Source organism: Achromobacter sp. DH1f (assembly GCF_000633435.1).
GTDB lineage: Bacteria > Pseudomonadota > Gammaproteobacteria > Burkholderiales > Burkholderiaceae_B > Achromobacter > Achromobacter deleyi.
The window spans coordinates 42,667-63,850 of the sequence record NZ_AYMF01000009.1 but is presented as its reverse complement, the minus strand read 5'-3'; the positions used below and the strand labels follow the sequence as shown (position 1 = coordinate 63,850).

General features: G+C 60.8%; 20 protein-coding genes. 15 read left to right on the top strand and 5 right to left on the bottom strand.

What is annotated here, in order from left to right; genetic code table 11:
• The first annotated feature begins 169 nt into the window (after positions 1-169).
• The 9 genes from U858_RS0107815 to U858_RS0107795 all read left to right on the top strand — a co-directional run bounded on the left by U858_RS0107815 (position 170) and on the right by U858_RS0107795 (position 10,966).
• Entirely contained in the window at positions 170-5,515 is a 5,346-nt protein-coding gene (locus tag U858_RS0107815; protein ID WP_232786512.1) for a hemagglutinin repeat-containing protein, read from the top strand.
• Positions 5,515-5,871, top strand: a complete 357-nt coding sequence (gene imm2 / locus U858_RS34725; protein ID WP_081821570.1) for an Imm2 family immunity protein — start codon at positions 5,515-5,517, stop codon at positions 5,869-5,871. Before U858_RS0107815 ends, imm2 begins: the two co-directional genes overlap by 1 nt.
• A gap of 233 nt (positions 5,872-6,104) precedes the next feature.
• On the top strand, positions 6,105-6,818 hold the full coding sequence (locus U858_RS36485) for a transposase (RefSeq protein WP_369797648.1): 714 nt from the start codon (positions 6,105-6,107) through the stop codon (positions 6,816-6,818).
• A 61-nt stretch (positions 6,819-6,879) separates the two neighbouring features.
• Positions 6,880-7,137 (top strand): hypothetical protein, encoded by a 258-nt coding sequence (locus U858_RS35620; RefSeq protein ID WP_157838791.1) that lies wholly within the window; start codon positions 6,880-6,882, stop codon positions 7,135-7,137.
• Positions 7,138-7,565: 428 nt separating this feature from the next.
• Complete coding sequence (locus U858_RS35615) at positions 7,566-7,871, top strand: hypothetical protein (RefSeq protein WP_157838790.1); 306 nt, start codon at positions 7,566-7,568, stop codon at positions 7,869-7,871.
• Between the two features lie 46 nt (positions 7,872-7,917).
• Positions 7,918-8,208 (top strand): hypothetical protein, encoded by a 291-nt coding sequence (locus tag U858_RS35610; RefSeq protein WP_157838789.1) that lies wholly within the window; start codon positions 7,918-7,920, stop codon positions 8,206-8,208.
• 240 nt (positions 8,209-8,448) lie between these two features.
• On the top strand, positions 8,449-9,141 hold the full coding sequence (locus tag U858_RS36480) for a transposase (RefSeq protein WP_198529708.1): 693 nt from the start codon (positions 8,449-8,451) through the stop codon (positions 9,139-9,141).
• Positions 9,142-9,464: 323 nt separating this feature from the next.
• A complete protein-coding gene (locus tag U858_RS0107800) occupies positions 9,465-10,238 on the top strand; it encodes a hypothetical protein (protein WP_025136611.1) in 774 nt (257 codons plus the stop codon).
• Positions 10,239-10,285: 47 nt separating this feature from the next.
• Positions 10,286-10,966, top strand: coding sequence for a hypothetical protein (locus U858_RS0107795; RefSeq protein WP_025136610.1), 681 nt, complete (start codon positions 10,286-10,288; stop codon positions 10,964-10,966).
• 12 nt (positions 10,967-10,978) lie between these two features.
• Here U858_RS0107795 and U858_RS0107790 read toward each other — a convergent pair whose 3' ends face one another.
• Together U858_RS0107790 and tenA are read right to left on the bottom strand one after the other, a co-directional pair.
• The gene (locus U858_RS0107790; protein WP_157838788.1) at positions 10,979-11,584 is read right to left on the bottom strand and encodes a hypothetical protein; all 606 of its coding nucleotides are present in this window, start codon (positions 11,582-11,584) and stop codon (positions 10,979-10,981) included.
• Between the two features lie 39 nt (positions 11,585-11,623).
• On the bottom strand, positions 11,624-12,286 hold the full coding sequence (gene tenA, locus U858_RS0107785; protein ID WP_025136608.1) for a thiaminase II: 663 nt from the start codon (positions 12,284-12,286) through the stop codon (positions 11,624-11,626).
• 176 nt (positions 12,287-12,462) lie between these two features.
• Here tenA and U858_RS0107780 point away from each other — a divergent pair, with 176 nt between their 5' ends.
• A complete protein-coding gene (locus U858_RS0107780; RefSeq protein ID WP_025136607.1) occupies positions 12,463-12,969 on the top strand; it encodes an RNA polymerase sigma factor in 507 nt (168 codons plus the stop codon).
• A gap of 11 nt (positions 12,970-12,980) precedes the next feature.
• A complete protein-coding gene (locus U858_RS0107775) occupies positions 12,981-13,970 on the top strand; it encodes a FecR domain-containing protein (RefSeq protein WP_025136606.1) in 990 nt (329 codons plus the stop codon).
• 50 nt (positions 13,971-14,020) lie between these two features.
• Here the strand turns inward: U858_RS0107775 and U858_RS35600 are convergent, their stop codons facing one another.
• Positions 14,021-14,278 (bottom strand): hypothetical protein, encoded by a 258-nt coding sequence (locus tag U858_RS35600; protein ID WP_157838786.1) that lies wholly within the window; start codon positions 14,276-14,278, stop codon positions 14,021-14,023.
• On the opposite strand from U858_RS35600, the gene U858_RS0107770 reads away from it, so the two are divergent.
• Positions 14,277-16,655 carry a TonB-dependent siderophore receptor gene (locus U858_RS0107770; protein WP_042884606.1) on the top strand — a complete coding sequence of 793 codons (2,379 nt, stop codon included), beginning with the start codon at positions 14,277-14,279 and terminating at the stop codon, positions 16,653-16,655. The genes U858_RS35600 and U858_RS0107770 overlap by 2 nt on opposite strands.
• 83 nt (positions 16,656-16,738) lie before the next feature.
• On the opposite strand, the gene U858_RS0107765 is transcribed toward U858_RS0107770, so the two are convergent.
• Entirely contained in the window at positions 16,739-17,524 is a 786-nt protein-coding gene (locus U858_RS0107765; protein WP_025136604.1) for a 3-hydroxybutyrate dehydrogenase, read from the bottom strand.
• Positions 17,525-17,855: 331 nt separating this feature from the next.
• On the opposite strand from U858_RS0107765, the gene U858_RS0107760 reads away from it, so the two are divergent.
• The 3 genes from U858_RS0107760 (at position 17,856) to U858_RS0107750 (ending at position 20,762) form a co-directional block, all read left to right on the top strand.
• Entirely contained in the window at positions 17,856-18,581 is a 726-nt protein-coding gene (locus U858_RS0107760; protein WP_051593540.1) for an N-acetylmuramoyl-L-alanine amidase, read from the top strand.
• Positions 18,582-18,660: 79 nt separating this feature from the next.
• The gene (locus tag U858_RS0107755) at positions 18,661-19,884 is read left to right on the top strand and encodes a hypothetical protein (RefSeq protein WP_232786510.1); all 1,224 of its coding nucleotides are present in this window, start codon (positions 18,661-18,663) and stop codon (positions 19,882-19,884) included.
• A gap of 29 nt (positions 19,885-19,913) precedes the next feature.
• On the top strand, positions 19,914-20,762 hold the full coding sequence (locus tag U858_RS0107750) for a lysozyme inhibitor LprI family protein (RefSeq protein ID WP_025136601.1): 849 nt from the start codon (positions 19,914-19,916) through the stop codon (positions 20,760-20,762).
• A gap of 7 nt (positions 20,763-20,769) precedes the next feature.
• On the opposite strand, the gene U858_RS0107745 is transcribed toward U858_RS0107750, so the two are convergent.
• Positions 20,770-21,165 (bottom strand): DUF488 domain-containing protein, encoded by a 396-nt coding sequence (locus tag U858_RS0107745; protein WP_025136600.1) that lies wholly within the window; start codon positions 21,163-21,165, stop codon positions 20,770-20,772.
• Between the last annotated feature and the right edge of the window lie 19 nt (positions 21,166-21,184).

Genomic DNA, 21,184 nt, shown 5'->3' with positions numbered 1-21,184 from the left:
GCTGGTCAATGAATCGGCCACCATCGAAGCGGAGCGCAACGCCGACATCGCGGCGGCCAGCATCCAGAATCGCAACCTGCACTTCGCCAGCCAAACGTTCGAGGTCAGCAGCGAGGCCAAGTGGTTCTATCGCCTGGACGGCACCACCGAGATCGTCGACGGCGAGGGAATGTGGTTCTGCAACACCGTCAAATCCATCTGCGGGCGCGGCCCCGGCTGGATGGGTGAATACGACGAGCGGCGCCTGTTGATGCCGTCGACCCGCTATCCGGAAAGCCAATACGGCCCGCCCTTTGACTACAGCAATATCCAGGAAGACCAGCAGGGCCGCGCGGGTGTCAGCGCGCCCATCGGGCTGGCATACATCGCGGAATATTACGGCTGCAGCGGCGGCGATGCGGGCAACTGCTACACCAATCCGCCTCAGTTCCTGTACAAACCCGACGCCAAGATCTGGTCGGTCTTCGAGGTCGAGCGCCCCATCGGCATCAAGAAACCGCCGACTCCGGACGAGTGCGGTTGGCGCTGCCCTGCGGACCTGGCCCAGCAACAGGCCACCTACGAGCGCGACCTGCAGCTCTACGACACGTTGAACGAGAAGATCAAGGACTTCAACGCCGACTTCCGCAACAACCGCATGATCAAGGACTTCACCTTCTACGAAGTCACGCAGATCACGCGCGAAACCCGCATCACGCAAAGCGATCCGGGCAAGATCATCGTGGGCGGCAACGCGCGTCTGGCCGGCAACATCGTCAACGACAAGAGCCGCATCCTGGCCGGCGGAACCCTCAAAACCGAAGGCGGCACGCTCAGCAACGTCGGCGCCGAAGGCCTGCGCACGGTCGACCGCGTAGGCACCATGGCCTATACCTACGAGAAAAACGACTCGCGCAAATACAACCGGTCCGACTACAACGCCACCGTCCTGGCCGAACGTATCGAAACCGGCCTGGGCGCCGCGCAAGGCAACACCGCGGTATCGACATCCGGTCAAACGCCCGGCGCCAGTACCGTCACCCAGGCGCTGCCGCCGGCCAGCCTGACCCGCATCGCGCTGCCGGGCAACAAGGCCATCGCGGTCGTCGTTCTGCCGCCCGTCATTCCGACCAGCGCGCTGTACCGCGTCATGCAGGCGCCCAATGCGCCGTACCTGATCGCCACCGACAGCCAGTTCATCGGCTCGCGTTCGGTGGTGTCCAGCGACTTCCTGCTGCAGAAACTCAACCAGGACCCCGGCACGATCCTCAAGCGCCTGGGCGACGGCTTTTATGAACAGAAGCTGGTGGCCGAGCAGGTCATGCTCGCCAGCGGCCAGCGTTTCGTGGGCGACTACACCGACAACGAAACCCAGTACAAGGCGCTGCTTGCCGCGGGCGCCGACTTTGCAGGCGAGTTCGGGCTGACCATCGGCACGGCGCTGTCCGAAGACCAGATGCGCCACCTGACCGGCGACATTGTCTGGCTGGTGGAGCAGACCGTCACCTTGCCCGACGGCACCCAGCAAAAGGTGCTGACCCCGCAGGTGTACCTGGCGGTCAAGCCCAGCGACCTGCGCGGCGACGGCTCGCTGATCGCGGGCCGCGATACCCAGATCAGCGCAACGGGTGATGTGAACAACAGCGGCACCATCGGCGCGCGCAACGCGCTGGTCGTCGACGCGCAGAACGTGCGCAACAGCGTCGGCGCCATGCAGGGAAAGACCGTCAACCTGAACGCGCGCAACGACATCGACAACCTGGCGGGTCTGCTCAAGGGCGAGTCGGTCACGCTGGTTGCGGGCCGGGATATCAATCTGACTTCCAGCACCCAGTCGAACGTGCGCGGGGGTATCAGCAACACGATCGTTGATGGCGTGGCGCGCGTCGATGCGGGCACCTTGAGCGCACAGGCGGGCAGGGATTTCAACGCCCAGGCCGCGGCTATCGCCGCCAAGGACGATGCCACCATTCGCGCGGGCAACGATATCAACCTGACGGCCGCCGGTACGCGGTACGGGGAATCGCACGACTTCGGCAAGAAGAACCGGGCGGAGATGCGCACGACCGAAGATGTTGGCACGCAGATTGCCGCAGGTGGCAACCTCACGCTGATCGCGACGCAGGATGTCAACGCCATCGCTGCACAAGTGGCGTCCGACAAGCAACTGGCCGTAGGGGCCGGGCGCGACATCAACATACTCGCGGGCGATTCCAGCGGGTACACCTACAACGAGATTTATTACAAGACCAAGGGCTTCCTGTCGAGCAAGACCACGCATCGCATCCGCGAGACGGAATGGACGCAAGGGGTCAGTTCGACGTTCGGCGGTGATTCGGTCGTGATGCTGGCTGGCCGCGACATGACGGTCGTTGGCTCGAACGTCGTGGGTGACCGCGACGTGCAGATCGGCGTCGGCCGCGATCTTCAAGTCCTGGCCAAAGATGAAACCTACAAGGACTACCAGTACGAGAAGGTCAAGAAGTCGGGTCTGGGCGGCGGAGGCGGCTTCAGCCTGGGCTACAACAAGCAAGAACGCACGGACTGGAACCGCGGCGCCAGCGGCGGCTATTCCGCCAGCACCATCGGTAGTGCTGGCGGTGACCTCATCATCGATGCTGGCCGCGATGTGGGCGTCATGGGCAGCAACTTGTTGGCCCAGGACGGCAATATCTCCATCGCTGGTCGCAACGTCGCCATCATCGCTGGTGTGGGTGAGGCGCGTCAGCATGAGTACCACGAGTTCAAGCAATCCGGCCTGACCATTGGCGTGGCGGGCGGCATGCTGGGTGCTGCACAGCAGATTCAGGGCACGCTGGAGCAGGCGGGTGAAGCCAAGAGCGGTCGCCTGGCCGCGGTCAAGGTCGGGCAGGCCGCGTATCAGGCGGTGCAAGCCAAGCGGACGATGGACACGGCCAAGGGGGCGAAGGCCACCGCAGCTGAAAAGGAGGCAGCCAGCGCCCAGATCCAGATCAGCATCGGCGCCAGCAAGTCCGTCAGCGAAACCAAGCGCACGCAAGAGTCGGCGTTTGGCTCATCCGTCATGGCAGGAGGCAACATCTCCATCGTTGCGCTGGGAGACAAGGGCGTAGCCGGCACGGGCAACCTGTCCATCATCGGCAGCGACCTGGCCGGCAAGAACGTGTTGCTGGCGGCGACCAACGACCTGATGTTGCAGAGCCAGGCGCTGACGTCCACCGAAGTGTCCACCAATAAAAACAGCGGCTGGAAGCTTGGCGTGGGTATCGGCGTATCCGACAGCGGCAGCGGTGGCGGCATCAATATCTTTGCCAGCGGCTATGTCGGTAGCGGCAACGCCAAGGGTAACGGCACCACCTACCGCGAAACCCAGGTCAGCGCGCGCGACAACCTGACCCTGATCTCCGGCGGCGACACCATTCTGGAAGGCGCCCAGGCGCGCGCAGACAGTATTCGCGCGGACATCGGCCGCAATCTGATCCTGACCAGCCAGCAGGATTCGGACCGCTACGACGCCAAGCAACAGCAGGCCAATGCAGGCGCCAGTTTCAGTTTCGGTTCCATGTCCGGCAACGCCTATATCGGTGCAAGCCAAGGCAAGACCAAGTCGAACTACGACAGCGTCGTGGAACAGACGGGGTTGTACGCAGGCAAGGGTGGCTATGACATCTACGTCGGCAAGCATACGCAGCTGACGGGCGCTGTCATCGCCAGCGACGCCGAGGCGACCAAGAACTGGCTGTCCACGGAAACGCTGGGGTTCCGCGACCTGCAGAACAAGGCGGACTATAAGTCGACCACGGTGGGACTCAGCCTGGGCATGTCTGGCGCGTTTGATAAGCCCAATAAAGGCGATGCGCTAGGCGGCGGGCCGTCGGGGCTGAGTTTTGCGACCACCAGCGGTAGCGAATCCGGTACGACCCGTGCTGCAGTATCGGCGGGCACGATTGAAGTGCGGTCGGATAAGGACACGGGGCGGGATAGCACTGCGGGGCTGAGTCGCGACACGGCTGGCGCGAACGGCAGCATTGGCAAGATCTTCGACAAGGACAAGGTCCGCGAGCAGATCGAATTCCAGCAGGCGTTTGGTCAGCTGGGGATGCAGATCGCGGGGGATGTGCTGAAGGATCTTGCGAAGGAGAACCCCGAGCTTTGGGGTGAAGGGAAGAAGGGTTCGATTGCTTTACACGCTGTAGTGGCGGGAGTTGGGGCCGCTCTTGGGGGAGGCAACGTACTTGGGGCAATCGCCGGCACAGTTGCGGGCGACGTGGCAAGCAACCTGGTGCAGGAGCAAATACAGAAGGCTGTAGCGGATCTTCCCCCCGAACTCAGAGATAAGGTCGCGGATGTAATTACTAACGTTATCGCGGGCACCGCCGGTGGCCTCATCGGTGGCGGCAGTGGCGCAGGTGGGGCTCTTGCTGCCAACATGTATAACCGGCAACTTCACCCTGACGAGCGCAAGTGGGCAAAGGAAAACGCCGAAGGGATGCGGAAGTACGTCTCGGAAGTGACGGGACAGAACATTTCGTTGGAAGAGGCATACCAGCGTTTGTTGTCTGCGGGGTATGCCATTGTCGACGAGCGAGCGGATGCTGTCGATAACTCGGGTCGTGACGAATTCGCCCGGCAATACATAGCTAACAATAAGCCCGCATCGTTATTCACCGCCAGTGCTGCGGAACGGCGGGACTACTTGCTCAATGGCAATGTGGATGGCTCGTGGACGCCTGAGCAGCAGGCTCGATTTGGTAAGAGAGATCCCGGTCTGACTGCCAGCCAGAACGTCACAAATGCAGAGGCCTATCTTGGAATACCATGCGGCACCAGTTGCGCGGCAAAGTACTCAAGTATTAAAGGTGCGATTGAGTCCTTGGAAGAGGCAAAACAGCTGTATCAAGATGACCCTGGAAGCGTGGAGTTGATCGACCGACAAATCGCATTGTTGCTAGGTGGCATTACTGAGGATGAAATCGTAAGAGGGGCGGCGGGCTATCTTGGTGCGAAAGATAAGGAGATTGCCTTTGCTCTGCTGAGTAATGCTCGAGTATTAAAAATATTCGAAAATCTTAATGCAAAGATCATTGGTGAGAGGATTGCTCCACGCCCGATTGATACGGACTATCTAGCTCAAAGAGTGATGACTGTGCGGGCTGGACTGCCATCTGACTTAAAGCGAAGCGGTAACGTCGCAGTTGCAGAAATAGATATCCCAGGAGTTCCTACGCAAATGGCGGCACATAGTTCGGTTTCTGAAGCAGGTAAGGGGCTGGTGGGATCGGGAAGCGGGAATTTCATAGCTTTTGAGGTGCCTAACAAAGCTGGTCGCATGGTTTATCGCGCCACAGATACAGAATATATAATTCTCGACAATATTGCTGATCAGTTAGCGGGAAATTCATCGATGAGAGGGACGGTGACTATATTTACCGAAAAAAGAGCGTGTGAAAGTTGTTTGTTTGCGGTCGAGCAATTTAATATACGATATCCAAACATCTTAGTAAAAATTCTCGATAACAATGACGCTATGCTTCGTCCCCCAAAGGGAGTGCCGTAATGGAAGAAATTACAACGTATAGAGAGTTACGCGAATATTTTTTGAGTCGTTATTATGGCTATTGCAGAACCAAGCTAAATCACAAAAGTCGATGGTCGGAGGGGGAGAGTGAGGTCGGTTATGCATATGGTGAATTCGATAATTCCTTTGATACTCCAGTGGAGAAGCTAATGCTTGAGGTCCTCTCTCTGATACTTGACGCTGGGCGCGCGAAGGAGAACATTCAGGAATACCACCGAGGCGCTATCAGAAAGATACTCGATGAAAATGAGCTTTCCGATATGCTGAAAAAAATTCCGGCGGAAGACGCAAGCGAGCTTAAAAGTGACTTGAGAATTTTGGGATTTATCTCCTGAAAATAAGGTGTCAGACTCTGAGGTTTCCCCACGAATTTCCGGAGAAACCTATTTCAAATCAGAGGCTTGAGGTGCGAAGCGAACTCAAACGATTCGCGGAAAGGTGATTAAATAAGGTGTCAGACTACGTTTTTGGCCGAAACTGAGCCTGAGCTGACGCGGGCAGGAAGGTGAGGCTTATTTATCCACCTCTGTTCGTCAGCCGTTGACGCGAGTGCTAGGCTGCGGCAGTTATGTTGTTGGATAACTGTGCCATGGCTCCCAGGTTACCCAGATTAGTTGTTCCTTACTACCCGCATCACGTTGTACAGCGAGGTCACAGCCGTCAAGCGGTATTTGTGTCGGCGGATGACTACGACGCGTACCTGGCTGATATCAACGAGAAGAAAGTCGAACTAGGCGTTCAGTTGCACGCCTACTGCCTGATGACGAATCACGTGCATCTTCTACTTACGCCCGGCGATGACGTGAGTGGGATATCTCGACTAATGAAAGAGGTCGCTAGGCGTGCGACTCGGCGCTTCAATGACCGGTCGAGGCGATCTGGCTCTCTGTGGGAATCTCGATATAAATCGAGCGTCGTCCAGACAGAAACCTACCTGTTGGCCTGTATACGATATATAGAACTCAATCCCGTCAGGGCGGGGATGGTCGCGCGCTGCGAAGACTATCAGTGGTCCAGCTATCGGGCGAGGATGGGGTTATGTGATAGCTCTAGGCTTGATCTGCATCCAGTGTATTTGGCATTGGCCGTCGACGAGCGGCCGCGCCGCATGACATATCAAGATTATGTGCGGAGCCAGGAATCTGCGGATGAGGTGGCATTGATGCGCCGAGCGAGTAGAGAAGGTCATCCTACTGCTGATGGTGACTTTAGCGCTGCACTTGAGTTATCTCTAGGGCGACGCGTTGTGCCCAAGGCTCGTGGGCGGCCTCGAAAAACGTAGTCTGACACCTTATTTATTATTTAAAATCAAGAGTCGGTATGCAAATTAGTGTGGAGTGGGGATGAGAGATTGGTTCATTCGAGATGGTTCTATTAGGATGGTATGTCAATTTATTTTGACGATTTTCGGCGTCGCTTTGATTTTATTGGACGTAAAGATATGGGATACCGGTTGGATTTACCTAGTTGGCCTTGTTCTGGCGGGCATCGGCGGAATTTCCGGAAAAGCGACCGCGTTAAGAATAAAGCCGTTTGAGGATGCCCTTTATCCTCCGGGCTGGCTTGCAAAAGAAGGAAGGCGGCGTCGCAAGAGATGGTGAGGCTGGAAACAAAAAAAATGACTGAAAAATAAGGTGTCAATTTACATTTCGGCCTGAAGAGGGTCCTTTAAAAACGTAGTCTGAGCTAACCCGGGTTTTCCGGGCACTCGTAAAAGTAGACAATACTTGTAATAAATAAGATACCGTCTTTCCCGTTAAGCGTTTAGCTGTAGTCGACGGGTTCTATCCAAGGCCCATGGGCGGCCAAGAAAAGCGTAGTCTGACACTTTATTGCTATTCAATTAGCTGCTAAGGGCTCCGATGTCAGCGGTTGGTTCCTGGGTGGGTTGGGACAGATGATCCGGCCGAATCCTAAAGCTTATATATAGCTGGCGGCGGGATCGATTTGGCCGTGAAAAGAGTGGGGACGGTCGTGCCAAATGGTGCTGTTATTTTCAATGAAATAGGCGAATATCTGAAAAATTGATATGCAAACTAAAGTAAACAATGCTATCGATTTTTGCTATCGCCTCTTTACCAAGGAAGGCAATATATCGCCTGTCTTTAGATATCCAATCCTGATAATTGGGGTGGCCTTTATTTTTCTAGATTTCGAGATTTGGGATACCGGTTGGGTGTATTGCGTGGGATTTGTTTTTGCACTGATCGGTGGGTATTCCGCAAGGGCGTCACAGTTAGGTATTCGCCCTTTTGAGCGGACGCCCTATCCACGCGGATGGTTAAAGCGTAGAAGAATAGAGCAGCGAAATGGCGAGGATGAAGAAAAAAAATAATTCAATCTGCCTCTCGTCCTGGCGGGAGAGATTTGGGGTATGCAAGATGAGCACAGAAAAGATAGTTGTTAATCTTGGTGAAGAATATGATGATGATCTTCGAGATGCGATCGCAATTGTATTGTCGAACAACAATGCAATAGAGTTGGATAGATTTTCTGGAGTCGGTGGGTCTCAATATGTTGAAAGATTAACTATGAAAATGGCTGAGGGCACAATAATTATTGAAGCCGAGACGTTCATAGGGTTGAAAGTTTTTGGGCCGAGGGGGGTCGTTGATAAATTTGTTAAAGAGATAAAAATGATATATGAGAGGGGCGGTAGCAATAATCACTAATATTGTTTTGGCCGGAAAATAATGTAAATAAGATACCGTCTTGGCCGTCAGGCGTTTAGCTGTAGTCGGCGCAGAATGGTGAACGTGTTTTGAGTGCACCGAAGTACAACTGGGCGAGCTTTCTGAAATAAGGTGTCCGACTCTGAGGTTTCCCCACGAATTTCCAGGGAAACCTATTTCAAATCAGAGGTTTGGGGTGCGGGGCGAAGTCAAATATGGTGTCAGACTACGTTTTTGGCCATGGCTCCCAGGCTGCCCCGATTAATCGTTCCCCACTGCCCGCATCACGTTGTACAGCGAGGTCACAGCCGTCAAGCGGTATTCGTGTCAGCGGATGACTACGGCGCTTATTTCGCTGATATCAATGAGAAGAAAGTCGACCTAGGCGTACAGTTGCACGCTTACTGCCTGATGACGAATCACGTGCATCTTCTACTTACGCCTGGCGATGACGTGAGTGGGGTAGCTCGACTAATGAAAGAGGTCGCTAGGCGTGCGACTCGGCGCTTCAATGATCGGTCGAGGCGATCTGGCTCTCTGTGGGAATCTCGATATAAATCGAGCGTCGTCCAGACAGAAACCTACCTTTTGGCCTGTATGCGATATATAGAACTCAATCCCGTCAGGGCGGGGATGGTCGCGCGCTACGAAGACTATCAGTGGTCCAGCTATCGGGCGAGGATGGGGTCATGTGATAGCTCTAGGCTTGATCTGCATCCAGTGTATTTGGCATTGGCCGTCGACGAGCGGCCGCGCCGCATGACATATCAAGATTATGTGCGGAGCCAGGAATCTGCGGATGAGGTGGCATTGATGCGCCGAGCGAGTAGAGAAGGTCATCCGACAGCGGATGATGAGTTCAAAGCAGCACTTGAACTGTCTCTGGGGCGACGGGTTGTATCCAAAGCCCGTGGGCGGCCTCGAAAAGCGTAGTCTGACACCTTATTCAAAGCCAATCACCCGCTTCACCAAACGCAGAAATCTCAGACTTATCTGATTGGACAACGCATCTTCTCGGCGTAAAGTCCTTCAACGCCCAACGCATCCTGCTCCGGCGCACTTAATATCCCGCGCCATTCGCCGTTAGTACTTGGACCCCTGTCGTCATCAAAGTGATCGTCCGCATCGCGGATCGACCACCCTGGGGTGCGGGCTACGCCAGCTTCGCCGGCACGTGATCGCAGGCGCCCGGTTCATTCTCCAAGCATGTCCCTTTACCCTGGCCGCCAAAGCAGCGGCCACGTTCGGAATAAGAAATGAAAAAGCTATTCGCAGTGGCAGTAATGGCGGTACTGGTATTGAGTGGTTGCGCGGTTAAACAGCCTACGCCCAGATACGAACGGGACAAGCAGGCCAACCGGACAGTGATCCAGTCGGGCAAGCAGGTCGAAATTTTCTATCATGCTGACGATTTCGGGGTGGTGGATCTGGGGGGATCCAAGTCGGTGGGCCTGCTGGGCATCCTGGGTCCGATTGGCCTCTTGGCAGGCCTGGGGGCCGACGCCGCGCACAAGTTGGACTCCAAGTCGCGCACGGTGCGACGCTCTGAGGAGTTCTCCAAGCTGATCGCGGACAACCTGCCCGACGACAGCATCAATCAGACATTCGCCCGGCAAATCGGCGATCAGCTGGAAAAGGACGGCCGGCAGGTGAAAGTGACGAAAGTGACGCGGCCTGGCGGCAGCGACGATCTGTCGCAAAGCACGTCCGCCGACCTGGTTCCCACCGATGGCTATATGCAGCTGTGGCTGCGCGTCAGCACGGGGTATGGGGCCACATCGGCCACCGACTCGTACAAGCCGATGACGATCATCGAGTACGCCCTGAAGGACCCCGAGGGCACCCCGTTGATGTCCCGATCGTTTACGCGCTTTTACGGTGAGTCGGACAAGACTTATCTGACCTACGCGGGGTTGCTGGGCGATTACAAGGCCGCCCGCGACGAGCTGGGCGCAAGACTGACCTACTGGAGTTCGCCGGTCTACACCGAGATCTTCCAGTTCTCCGACGCGGTTGCCTCCACCAAGTAGGTCAATACCGCAGCGCCTTATTCTCTTCATCGGATACGACCACGACCATGCAAGCCCTCAAATTGGCGGCCGCTGCCGCCGTATCGCTGCTGACCTCCGGCTGCGCATTCATCATGGGCTCGCCGGCCAAGCCGCTGGCGACAAATCCCGCGCCCGATGAGGTGATCAGCCCCGTGCTGGTCTACACGTCGGACTGCGATTTTCAGAAGCAGATCGACGACTCCGGATGGATCGGCGCCCGCACGGCGCTGCCGGCGCTGTATGCGGCCGAGGCCGTGTGCAAGGCGTTGAACAACGAACTGCCGGGTGCCATGGATGCGGCAGGCATCAAGGCGACATTCAAGCTGCGCAAGTCAGACCCGAAGTCCGCCCGGCCGCAGGCACTGACGGAAGATGCGGCGGCCATCGGGGCGAAGTACGTCGTGGCGCTGAGTGAGCCGAGTGGCTTTGGTGGCTATCAGCAGTACGGGCCGTCGGTGGCTATCTCGGTGCGGTTGTACGACGCCGAGTCGGGCGAGTATCGCGGCTATGCCGAAGACGCCTACCCGATTTCACTGCGTGATTATTCCAATCGAGGCCCAGCTGCAGACGGCCTGCGCATTGCGGCGGATATGGCCAACAAGTTGGCGCACACGATGCGCAAGCGTTGTACCGAGGCCTATCCGTATCAATGCGGCAAGACCGGGCTGCTCCGCCTGGCCGAACCGCGCGATGCCTATGGCAAGTGACTGCCTATGCCGTCAACGCCCCTTGACCGTCGCCGGGCAGGACGTTATCTGGTCGGCGGGTAGTGGGCGTGTGGACACTGCCCCTTCCGTGGTCACCAGCTCTCGTACCGTGACAGTGCCACCGATGAAGTGGGTTTCGTAGTCTTTGCCGGGCTGCAACGTGACGCTCACCCGCTCGTCGAAGGTCGGTTGGGTGATGATCACAGAGGGGCGGTAATCGACGCCGCCACCCGAACGGCCGATAAGAATAGGCACGTTGGCGGGCACGGCGTATTCCGCAAAATACTTGTCGTGCACTTCAGGCAACGGCATGCCGATGGTTCTGGCTTTTTCGCTACCGACCCATGATGGCCCCGCCTTGAGCGCGATGGTCCGATAAGCGGCCCCGCCCTCGACGCGCCCTTGGCAGTTCTGGTTGAACCGCACCGTGACATAAGGCCCCCAGTAGACGCGCAAACGCGCGTCGGCCGCAGGATCATAGGGTTTGATCTGCTTGAAGCTGGCGGACGAGCAGCCGGCCAACAATAGGACGGCTGCCGCTAACGCAACGCGAGACCACGGCTTGACTATCGCGGGAGCTTGTCCGCTGATTCGGTTGCTACGAGGATGAGACAGCATGCTGTTTCCGGTGGGTTGAAAGGTCGCGTTCTTGGGCGATCAAACCGGCCATTCCCCCAACCGGTACGCCGAGTCCCAGAACATCCATTCCAGTTGCGCCGCATGCGTATAGGCACGATGCATATCCTCGCGCGTCTGCGCCGAGGCCTTGTCGGCCGCGTGGTCCACCGATGCGATCACCTCGCGCACCAAGGTATGGAATTCTTCGCCAGCGTAGGTGTCGATCCACGCGCTGTACGGATTGGGGCGCGTGGCGCGCGCGTGGATGTCGCGGCCGATTTCGGCGTAGATCCAGAAGCACGGCAAGAGCGCGGCCAGGGCCACGGGGTAGGGCGCGCTCCAGGCGGTGGCGATGAGAAAGCTGGTGTAGTGGTGGCTGGCGGGCGACAGCGGGGTGGATGCAAAGGTCTGGGCGTCGATGCCGAATTGCTTCATGAAGCCTTCATGCAGGCTGCGTTCGACCACCACGGCGTTCTTGGCGGCGTCGGCAAATTGCACGACGCCGTCGGCATGGTCGGCCTTGGCGGCGGCCACGGCCAGGGCGCGGCCGAAGGCCAGCAGGTAATGGGCGTCCTGGATCATGTAGTGGCGAAATGCCTGCTCGCTGAGCTGGCCGCTGGCCAGTTCCTGGTTGAACGGCATGGAGCGCGTTTTGTCGTACAGCGCGGCATTGCGCGCCCAGGCGTCAGAGCTGAAAGTCATGGCATTCCTCAAGGCAAAAACGGCGGCGCGCAAGGGTGCGAGCCGCGGTGACGGGCCCCAGGGTATCAGGTGTTGCGCAATGCGCCGCGCCGGGGCCGGCAGCGGCAAGTGTATTCATTAATTGAGAATCATTGTTAATATGGCCGTCCTTTTGCCATGACGCGACGTTCGGCCCCATGTCCCGCTCCACCAACCCCCTGAAAGGTTGGCTCGCCTACTACAGCGAGCTGGTGGGGTCGTGGGCCAAGCGCAATTCGCGGCCCAGCGATGCCGAGGATGCGGCGCAGGACGTGATGGCGCACATGCTGGCCAATACACGCGCGGCGGCGCTGGATGCGAAGTCGTATCTGTACCGCGCGGCGCAGAACCGGTTGATTAGCGAGATCCGGCGGCAGTCGCGTCACCCCGAGACGTCGCTCGAGTCGCTGTCGGCCGATGACCACCCGCTGTTGCACGATCCCGAAGCCGGGGTGCGCGCGCGGCAACTGGCCGACGCCTTGGAACAGGCTCTGGCGAGCTTGCCGCTGAAAAAGCGGCAAGCCTATGTGTGGCACCGCCTGGAAGGCTATTCGCAGCCCGAGATCGCGCAGCGCATGGGCCTGGCGCTCAACACGGTTGAACGCTATATCATGGACGCCACTCGCGAGATGCGCGAACAGCTTGAACGCTTCTGCCCGGATTGATCCGCCGCGCAATGACAGACCCCATCGACCCCGACCTGCTGCGTGACCCGCGCGACGCCGCCGCGTTCTGGTTCGCGCGCGTGCGCTCGGGGCAGATGGACGCGGCGCAGCAGCGGCAGTTCGACGCCTGGCGGCAGGCTGATCCCGCGCACGACCTGGAATACCGCCGCGCCTGCGGGGTCTGGAATGGCATGGCGCTGGTGGACCCGGCCAAGCTGCGTGCGCTGGCGGCCGAACCTGAACCCGCGCGCCGTCGTTCCGGGTTGCGGCGCCCGTTGACGCTGGGGCTGGCGCTGGCCTGCGCCGCCTTGGTAGTCGGCGTCGCGCTGCCGCAATGGTTGGGCGCGTCGCCGACGTTTGCGCAGCAATACGCGACCCAGGCGGGGCAACGCCAACAGGCATCGTTGCCGGATGCGTCGGTGGTGGACATGAATACCGCGACCCGCCTGTCGGTGCGCTTGTACGCCGACCGCCGCGTGGTCGAGCTGGAGGCGGGCGAGGCGACGTTCTCGGTGACGCCGGACGCGCAGCGGCCGTTCTATGTCGAGGCGGGCGGCGCCACGATCCGGGTCACGGGTACGCGCTTCAATGTGCGGCGCGACGCCGACGCGGTGCAGGTGGCGGTGGATTCCGGCACGGTGGACGTGAAGGCCGGCCACTGGTGGAACCGCAGCCAGGTGCAGCTTGTCGGCGGCCAGGGTACGCATACGCTGGCGGACGGCGGCTTGTCGCCGTCGGCAATGGTGGATGTGCCCAATCTGCTGGCCTGGCAGGCGGGCCAGGCGGTGTTTCGTGACCAGCCGCTGGCCGACGCGGTGGCCGAGATGAACCGCTATGGCCGCAAGACCATGCGCGTGGCCGACGCCAAGGTCGGGCGCATCCGGATCTCGGGGGTCTTCAATGTGGATAACCCGCAGGCCTTCCTGGACCTCTTGCCCGCGATTGCGCCGGTGCGCGTGCAGGCGGCATCGGACGGCGTCGTCACAATTCTAGGCCGTTGATTGCGCCCATTGCTGGGGCCGCAGGTTAAAGCGATCGCGCCCCGACCGTTTCATTTAGTTTCAAATAAGCCCCGGATTTTCATCAGGGATTTGGCACGCCGCGGCGTCTTGCAGACAGGCGCGCTGATTGGCGTTGCCGCGCATCGCCAGCATTGCGGGCCGACACCTCGGCCGGCGAGCGTCGATTCCCAGAAAATCATCAGGAAAGCTTGTTCCGTGAACCGTAAATCCGTTGGACTCCGTTCTTGCACGCCGCCCGCCCTTGGCGCGGGCGCGTTGGCTTTGTCGTTGTTGCTGGCGGCGGCCATGCCGTTGACTGCCGTGCGGGCAGAGGAAGCGGCGCTGCAGGTCAACCTGCCCGCGCAGTCGCTGGAAAGCGCATTGATCCAGCTGGCCCGGCAGGCCTCGTGGGACCTGGCGTATTCGCCGGACGTGGTGCGTCATCTGCGGGCCCCGGCCGTGTCGGGCCAACTGACGCCCGACCAGGCGCTGCAGGCGTTACTGGCGGGATCGGGGCTGGTCTATGAACGAAAGGGCAGCACGGTGGCGCTGTCGCGCGACCCGAATGACGCCAGCGTGGTGATGGAAAGCATCACGGTGGTGGGCAAGGGCAATGCCACGACGGAAGGCACGGGGTCGTACACCACCGGCGCGATGAATACGGCGACCAAGCTGCCGTTGACCATCCAGGAAACGCCGCAGTCCGTCAGCGTGGTCACGCGCCAGAAGCTGGATGACTTTGCGATGCAAACCATCGACGACGTGGCCAACAGCACCACGGGCGTCACGGTGAACCACTGGAGCAATGACCGCTCGCGCTATTTTTCGCGCGGGTTCACGATCAATACGTTCCTGCTGGACGGCATGCCGGTCACGTACGAGACGGATACGTCCACCTACAGCACCACGGCCATGTACGACCACGTCGAAGTGGTGCGCGGGCCGACGGGGCTGATGACGGGCATGGGCGACCCGTCGGGCGCGATCAATTTCGTGCGCAAGCAGCCAACCGACACGGCGCAGTTCATCCTGACGGGGCGCGCGGGCAACTGGAACAATTTCTCGGGGGAGTTCGATGCGGGCGGTCCGTTGAACGACAGTGGCTCGGTGCGCGGGCGGTTTGTGACGTCGCAGCAGTCGCGCGACTATTTCATCGACGGCTACAGCAGCCGCAAGCACCTGTACTACGGCGTGCTGGATATTGACCTCGCGCCGCGCACCACATTGAGCCTGGGCGGGCATTCCAACACCGAAGACAACCCGGGTTCCGAATGGATGGGCGTGCCGACCGCGCCGGATGGCTCGCCGCTGGACATTCGCCGGTCGCGGCGATTCTCGCCGTCGTGGAGCTATTGGGACAAGAAAGAAAACAGCGTATTCGCCGAGTTGAAGCACACGTTCGACAGCGGCTGGGTAGCCAAGGCCGCGGCGCGTTCGGTGAATGCGAAGTCGGCGCTGGACGGCGCCTATTTCGTCAGCGGCAGCTACGACGAGCAGGGCAACATGCTGTACGACGTGATGGGCGGGCGCTACGACTACGACAAGAAGCAGCAGAGCTTTGACGTGTCGGCGCAAGGGCCGGTCAAACTGTTCGGCCGCTTTCACGATATTGCGCTGGGTGCGAGCTACCGCAAGGACACTTGGCGTGACGACGGCTACAGTTACCTGGATACGCCGGACGGCTATTACATGCTGGGCGGCGTCAATCCGTACACGTGGAACCCGGATTCGATCCGCCGTACCGATTTCGTGAAAGACACGCTGTGGCGCCGCGACCAGCGGTCGGAATTGACCTCTGCCTATGCCACGGGCCGCTTCCGCCTGGCAGATCCGCTGAGCATGATCCTGGGCGCGCGCCTGGACTGGTTCGACTTCGACAACAGCCAGTACCAGGGCGCCTGGAGCAGTCACCGAAAGTTCAGCGAAGACAAGCACTTCACGCCCTACGCGGCGCTGACCTACGACCTGAACGACAACCACTCGGTCTACGCCAGCTATTCCAGCATCTTCAAGCCGCAGTACTACCTGGACACGTCCGGCACGGTGCTCAAGCCGGTAGAGGGCACCAACTACGAAGTCGGGCTGAAGGGCAGCTATCTGGATGAGCGTATCAACGCTGCGATTGCGGTGTTCTCGACCACGCAGTCAAACCTGCCGCAGGCGGTGACCGACATCCCGTCGTGCTTTGTCGCCACCAACTGCTATCGGGCGGTGGGCAAGGTCAAGAGCGAAGGGGTGGAAATCGACGTCAACGGCGAACTGCTGCCGCGCCTGAACGTAGGCATCGGCTATTCCTACACCCGCGCCAAGGTGTCGTCGGGCGGCATCGATGGCGCGCAGGGCCAACCCTATGCCAGCTACATTCCGCAGCATCAGTTCAAGATCGCCGCCATGTATCACCTGTCCGGCGCTTACGAGAAGTGGCGGCTGGGCGGCGCGGTGCGTGCGCAAAGCAAGACGTCGACGCAGTCGTTGACCGGCAGCGAAGGCTACGAGCTCAAGCAGTCGCCGTTCACGGTGGTGGACCTGGTGGCCGGGTATCAGGTGAACCGGCAGCTGGACATCCAGTTCAACGTCAACAACCTGTTCGACAAGCGCTACTTTGAATCGATGCAGGGCAATAACGGCGGCAACTACTACGGCACGCCGCGCAGCTTCCTGCTGACGACGCGTTATCAGTTCTAGGCAAGGCCGCCGGCGCACGCTTGTGTGTGCCGGCGGTGCAGAACGCTTGGCGCGGCGGCCGGTGCCGGCCGCGCCCGACCGCCTTACTGCATGTACCACCCGTGGCTGACCACGAACGATTGGCCGGTGAACGCGGCGCTGGGGAAGGTGGACAGGAACAGCGCGGTCTGCGCCACGTCTTCGACGGTGGTGAAGACGCCGTCGACGGTGTCGCCCAGCATCACTTTCTTGACCACGTCTTCTTCGCTGATGCCCAGTTCCTTGGCCTGCTCGGGAATCTGCTTTTCGACCAGAGGCGTACGCACGAAGCCGGGGCAGATGACGTGCGAACGCACGTTGTGGGCCGCGCCTTCCTTGGCCAGCACGCGCGCCAGGCCCAGCAGGGCATGCTTGGCGGCCACGTAGGCAGACTTCAGCGGCGAGGCTTCATGCGAATGCACCGAACCCATGTAGATCACCACGCCGCCGCGGTTGTCCTTGTACATGTGCTTGAGCGCGGCCTTGGTGGTCAGGAAGGCGCCGTCCACGTGGATGGCCTGCATCTTCTTCCAGTCCGAGAATGCGAAGTTCTCGATGGGGTTCACGATCTGGATGCCGGCGTTCGAGATCAGGATGTCGATGCTGCCGTAGGCCGCTGCCACACGGTCGATGCCCTGGTTGACGGCGTCTTCGTTGGTGACGTCCATGGCCACGCCCATGGCCTTGCCGCCGGCCTGTTCGATTTCGCGGGCCACGGCGTCGGCGCCGGCCTGGTTCAGGTCGGCGATGGCAATGGCGGCGCCGGCGCGCGATAGCGTCAGCGCGATTTCCTTGCCGATGCCGCTGGCGGCGCCGGTGACGACCGCGACTTTTCCGTTCAGATTGCTCATGCTGGGAACCTCCGGGTAAGGATGCCGCGGGCCGGGTAGCGCCCGCGGATGCGTGGGGCATGCCTTGATGGTAGCGCCCCAGGATGAGAGCGGCCTGAATGCGCGCAGGGTAACTTTTTATGTCATTTGCTTCCGCCAGGCAGGCCGTGGCGCGGGTGGCATGTCAGGACGGGCCGCGCAGCGTCCCGGGGGCTGTTACCAAGCGGGCCCGCGCGCCGAAATCGGCCATTGCCGGTTGGCGCCGGCTGCGCGAGAATCCGCCGGATTCAGGCCCTGCGACAGACCACGGGCCTTCATTTCTTACAGAGCGAAGACAAGCGTGTCATCAGTCATGAGCGGTCAGGTGGGCGTCAGGGCAGCGGGATCGAAGGCGGGGCGCGTGGCGCGGCAGGTGATTGCCGGGGCCTGCCTGGGGTGGGCGGCGCTGTCGGCGCAGGCCGCCTACATCGTGGTCGACACGGGCCACACGCCCAAGCAGCCGGGCGCCACGGGCGCCAGCGGCCGGGTCGAATACCAGTACAACCTGGATCTGAGCGCCGCGGTGGCACAGGACCTGAAGCGGCAGGGCGACCGCGTGACGCGGGTGTCGGCCGACGGCGCCGAGATCGCGCTGGGTCGTCGTGCGCTGACGGCGCCGGATGCGGACTTCTTCATTTCGATCCACCACGATTCGATGCAGCAGAAGTACATCGACGCGGGTCGCCAGCGTGAATTCGCGGGCTTCGCCATCTTTGTGTCGCAGCTCAACCCCAAGTACGAAGACAGCCTGCGCTGCGCCCGCGCCATTGGCGAGGCGCTGGTGGCGGCCGGCGAGAAGCCGTCGCTGTACCACGCCGAACCGATCGCGGGCGAAAACCGTCCGCTGCTGGACCGCCGCCTGGGCGTGCATCGCTATGATGGCCTGGCGGTCCTGAAGACCGCCGCGATGCCGGCGGTGCTGGTCGAGGCCGGCGTGATCGTGAACCCCGACGAAGAGGCCCGCCTGGCCCGGCCCGACACCATCCAGCGCGTGGCGCAGGCCATAGCGGACGGCACGCACGCCTGCCAGAAGCGGTAGCGGCAGGTGGCGCGGGGTGGCATTGCCCGGCGGGATGGATAAAATCCCGCTGCAAGAGGCGTTCCGTGGATAAGGACTGATGATGCTGAAAAAAACACTGACAGCGGTAGGGTTGAGCGTGGCGATGTCCCTGGCGGCCCTGTCGCCCGCCACGGCGCAGACGCCGGCGGGCGCGCCGCAGCAAGAAGAACCGGAGCGCTACGGCCCGTTCTTCTTCCTGCCCAGCCAGCCCAACCTGCTGATCTACGTGGGCGCGGTGGGCGCCAACGACATGCTGAACCTGAAGAAGGCGCTGCGCGAGCATCCGACCATCTCCACCCTCATCCTGCAGAACAACGGCGGCGGCCTGGTCCATATCGGGCTGGTGGTGGCCGAAGAAGTCTACGAACGCGGGCTGAACACCTACATTCCCAAAGACAGCTACTGTGCGTCGGCCTGCGCGTTCGTGTTCTTTGCCGGACGCCAGCGCCTGGCCGAGGGGCGTCTGGGCGTGCATCAGATCACCGCGCCTGAAATGACGGGTGAGCAGGCGCAGTTCGGCGTGTCGGACATCGTGGCGACCCTGCCGAAGTACGGCGTGTCGGCCGATGTGCTGGGCATCATGTTCAGCACGCCGTCCAAAGAGATGTATTTCTTCTCGCCGCAGGAAATCATCAAGTACGGCATCAACCGCACGGGCAACGTGCAGACGGCCAGCAACGCGCCGCAGCAGGCCGCCCCGCGCAGCGCGCCGGTGCCGGCCCCGGCGCAGCAACCCGCCGCCGCGCCCTCGCAGGCCCAGGCTCCTGACGACGAGCCGCGCCTGCCGCCGCGCAAGCCGGCCCAGTCCGCGCCCGCCCAGTCCGCCCCTGCGCCCGCCCAGGCGCCCGCGCCGGTGCCCAATCCCTATATGCCCAAGGAAACCGCGCCCGCCGCGATTTCCGACGAGCAAAAGGCGATCAATGCCGCCGCCCTGATGATCCAGGCAGGCAGTGGCACCAACGAAGAAGCCATGAACTTCACGCGGGAGTTCTACGCCGATACGGTCGACTACTTCAAGAAGAAGCGCCCGAAGTCCGAGATTCTGGCCGACAAGCAGGCGTATTTCGCCCGCTGGCCGGTGCGGCGCTTCGTGGTGGACCAGAATTCGCTGAAGGCCAAGTGCCAGGATCAGATGTGCATGGTGGTCGGCCTGTACGACTACAAGGTATCCAGCCCGGAACGCGGCAAGACCGCCACCGGAACGTCGAATTTCACCTACGTCCTTGACCTGCGCAACCGTTACCGCATCGTCATGGAAGACAGCGAGGTCATCAGCCGCTAAGGCAGCGGCCGATGCCAGGGAGCATTGCAATGAGTTTGAAAATCCGCACGGCGCAGTTGTTGTGCGTGGTGGGACTGGGCGTGTTGTCCGCGCAGGCCATGGCCATCAATTGCCAGAAGGCCGGCACGCAGGCCGAGAAGCTGATCTGCTCGGACCGCAAGGCCGTGGCGGCGGATGCCGAGCTGAATCGTGCCTATGCGGCGCTGTTGAAGCAGGCGCCCGACGACGAGATCCGCACGGCGATCAAGGATGGCCAGCGGCAATGGGTGAACGCGCGTGACCGTGCGCTGGAACGGCTGGCCGACAACCCGGATTCGCTGCAGGATGATGACGCCACGCCGGGCAGCATCGCAGCCAAGCTGATCGCGGCCCGCACGGCAGACCTGAAGGCGCATCCGAAAAACAGCACCACGCCCGCCATGATCAACGCGGCACTGCGCCAGCGGGAATTCCGCAAGCCGTTCACGGGCGGGCCGTTCTCGGGCTACGACGTGTCCTGCGACGTGTTGCCGCCGTATGAGGTCTACGGCTGCTTTGCGATCCGCCACTACCAGAACAACGACCGCGTATGCAGCGTGGAAGACTACTGGGCCACGGGTTCGGTATACGTGCAGCGCTATGTGGCCAAGCTGGTCGACAACAAGCCGGTGCCGGTGGCCTCGTGCTCGTTCAACGGCAATGACGCCAACTGCCCGGGCGGCATCGCGGACGATGCCCACTGGAACACCGGCCCCGAGGTGCACAAGGTCGATTACCCGACGTCGCCGCTGGCCAGGCTGGCTGTGGATATCGACGACAGCGACGACTACACGTGGCTGCAGGCCTGCCTGACGGACAAGACGTTCCCGCTGTCGAACCCGACGTCCGCCGGCAAGTAACGCGGCGTCAGGCCCTGGCGCGCCGCGTCGCGTGGCGTTTGGCGTAGTCTTGCAACGCGTCCCGCAGTACCACCGCCTGGTTGTGGGCGGTATTGCGGGCGCCGTACAGCAAGGTCAGCGGGCGCTCGCCCGCGGCTTCCAGCAGGGCGGCCATGCGGGCCTGTTGCTCGGGCGTGGCCAGCTCGGCCAGGTATCTTTCGCGAAATTCTTCCCAGCGCTCGTCCACATGGCTGAACCATTTGCACAGTTCGGCGGTGGGGGCGATGTCTTTGGCCCATTCGTCCAGGCCCAGGTCGGCGCGGCGCAGGCCGCGCGGCCACATGCGGTCGACCAGCGCCCGGTAGTGGGTATCCGGGCCGGTGCCTTCATAGACGCGTTGCACTGAAATAGCGGACGGTTTCATGGCGGCTCCTGCAAAGGGT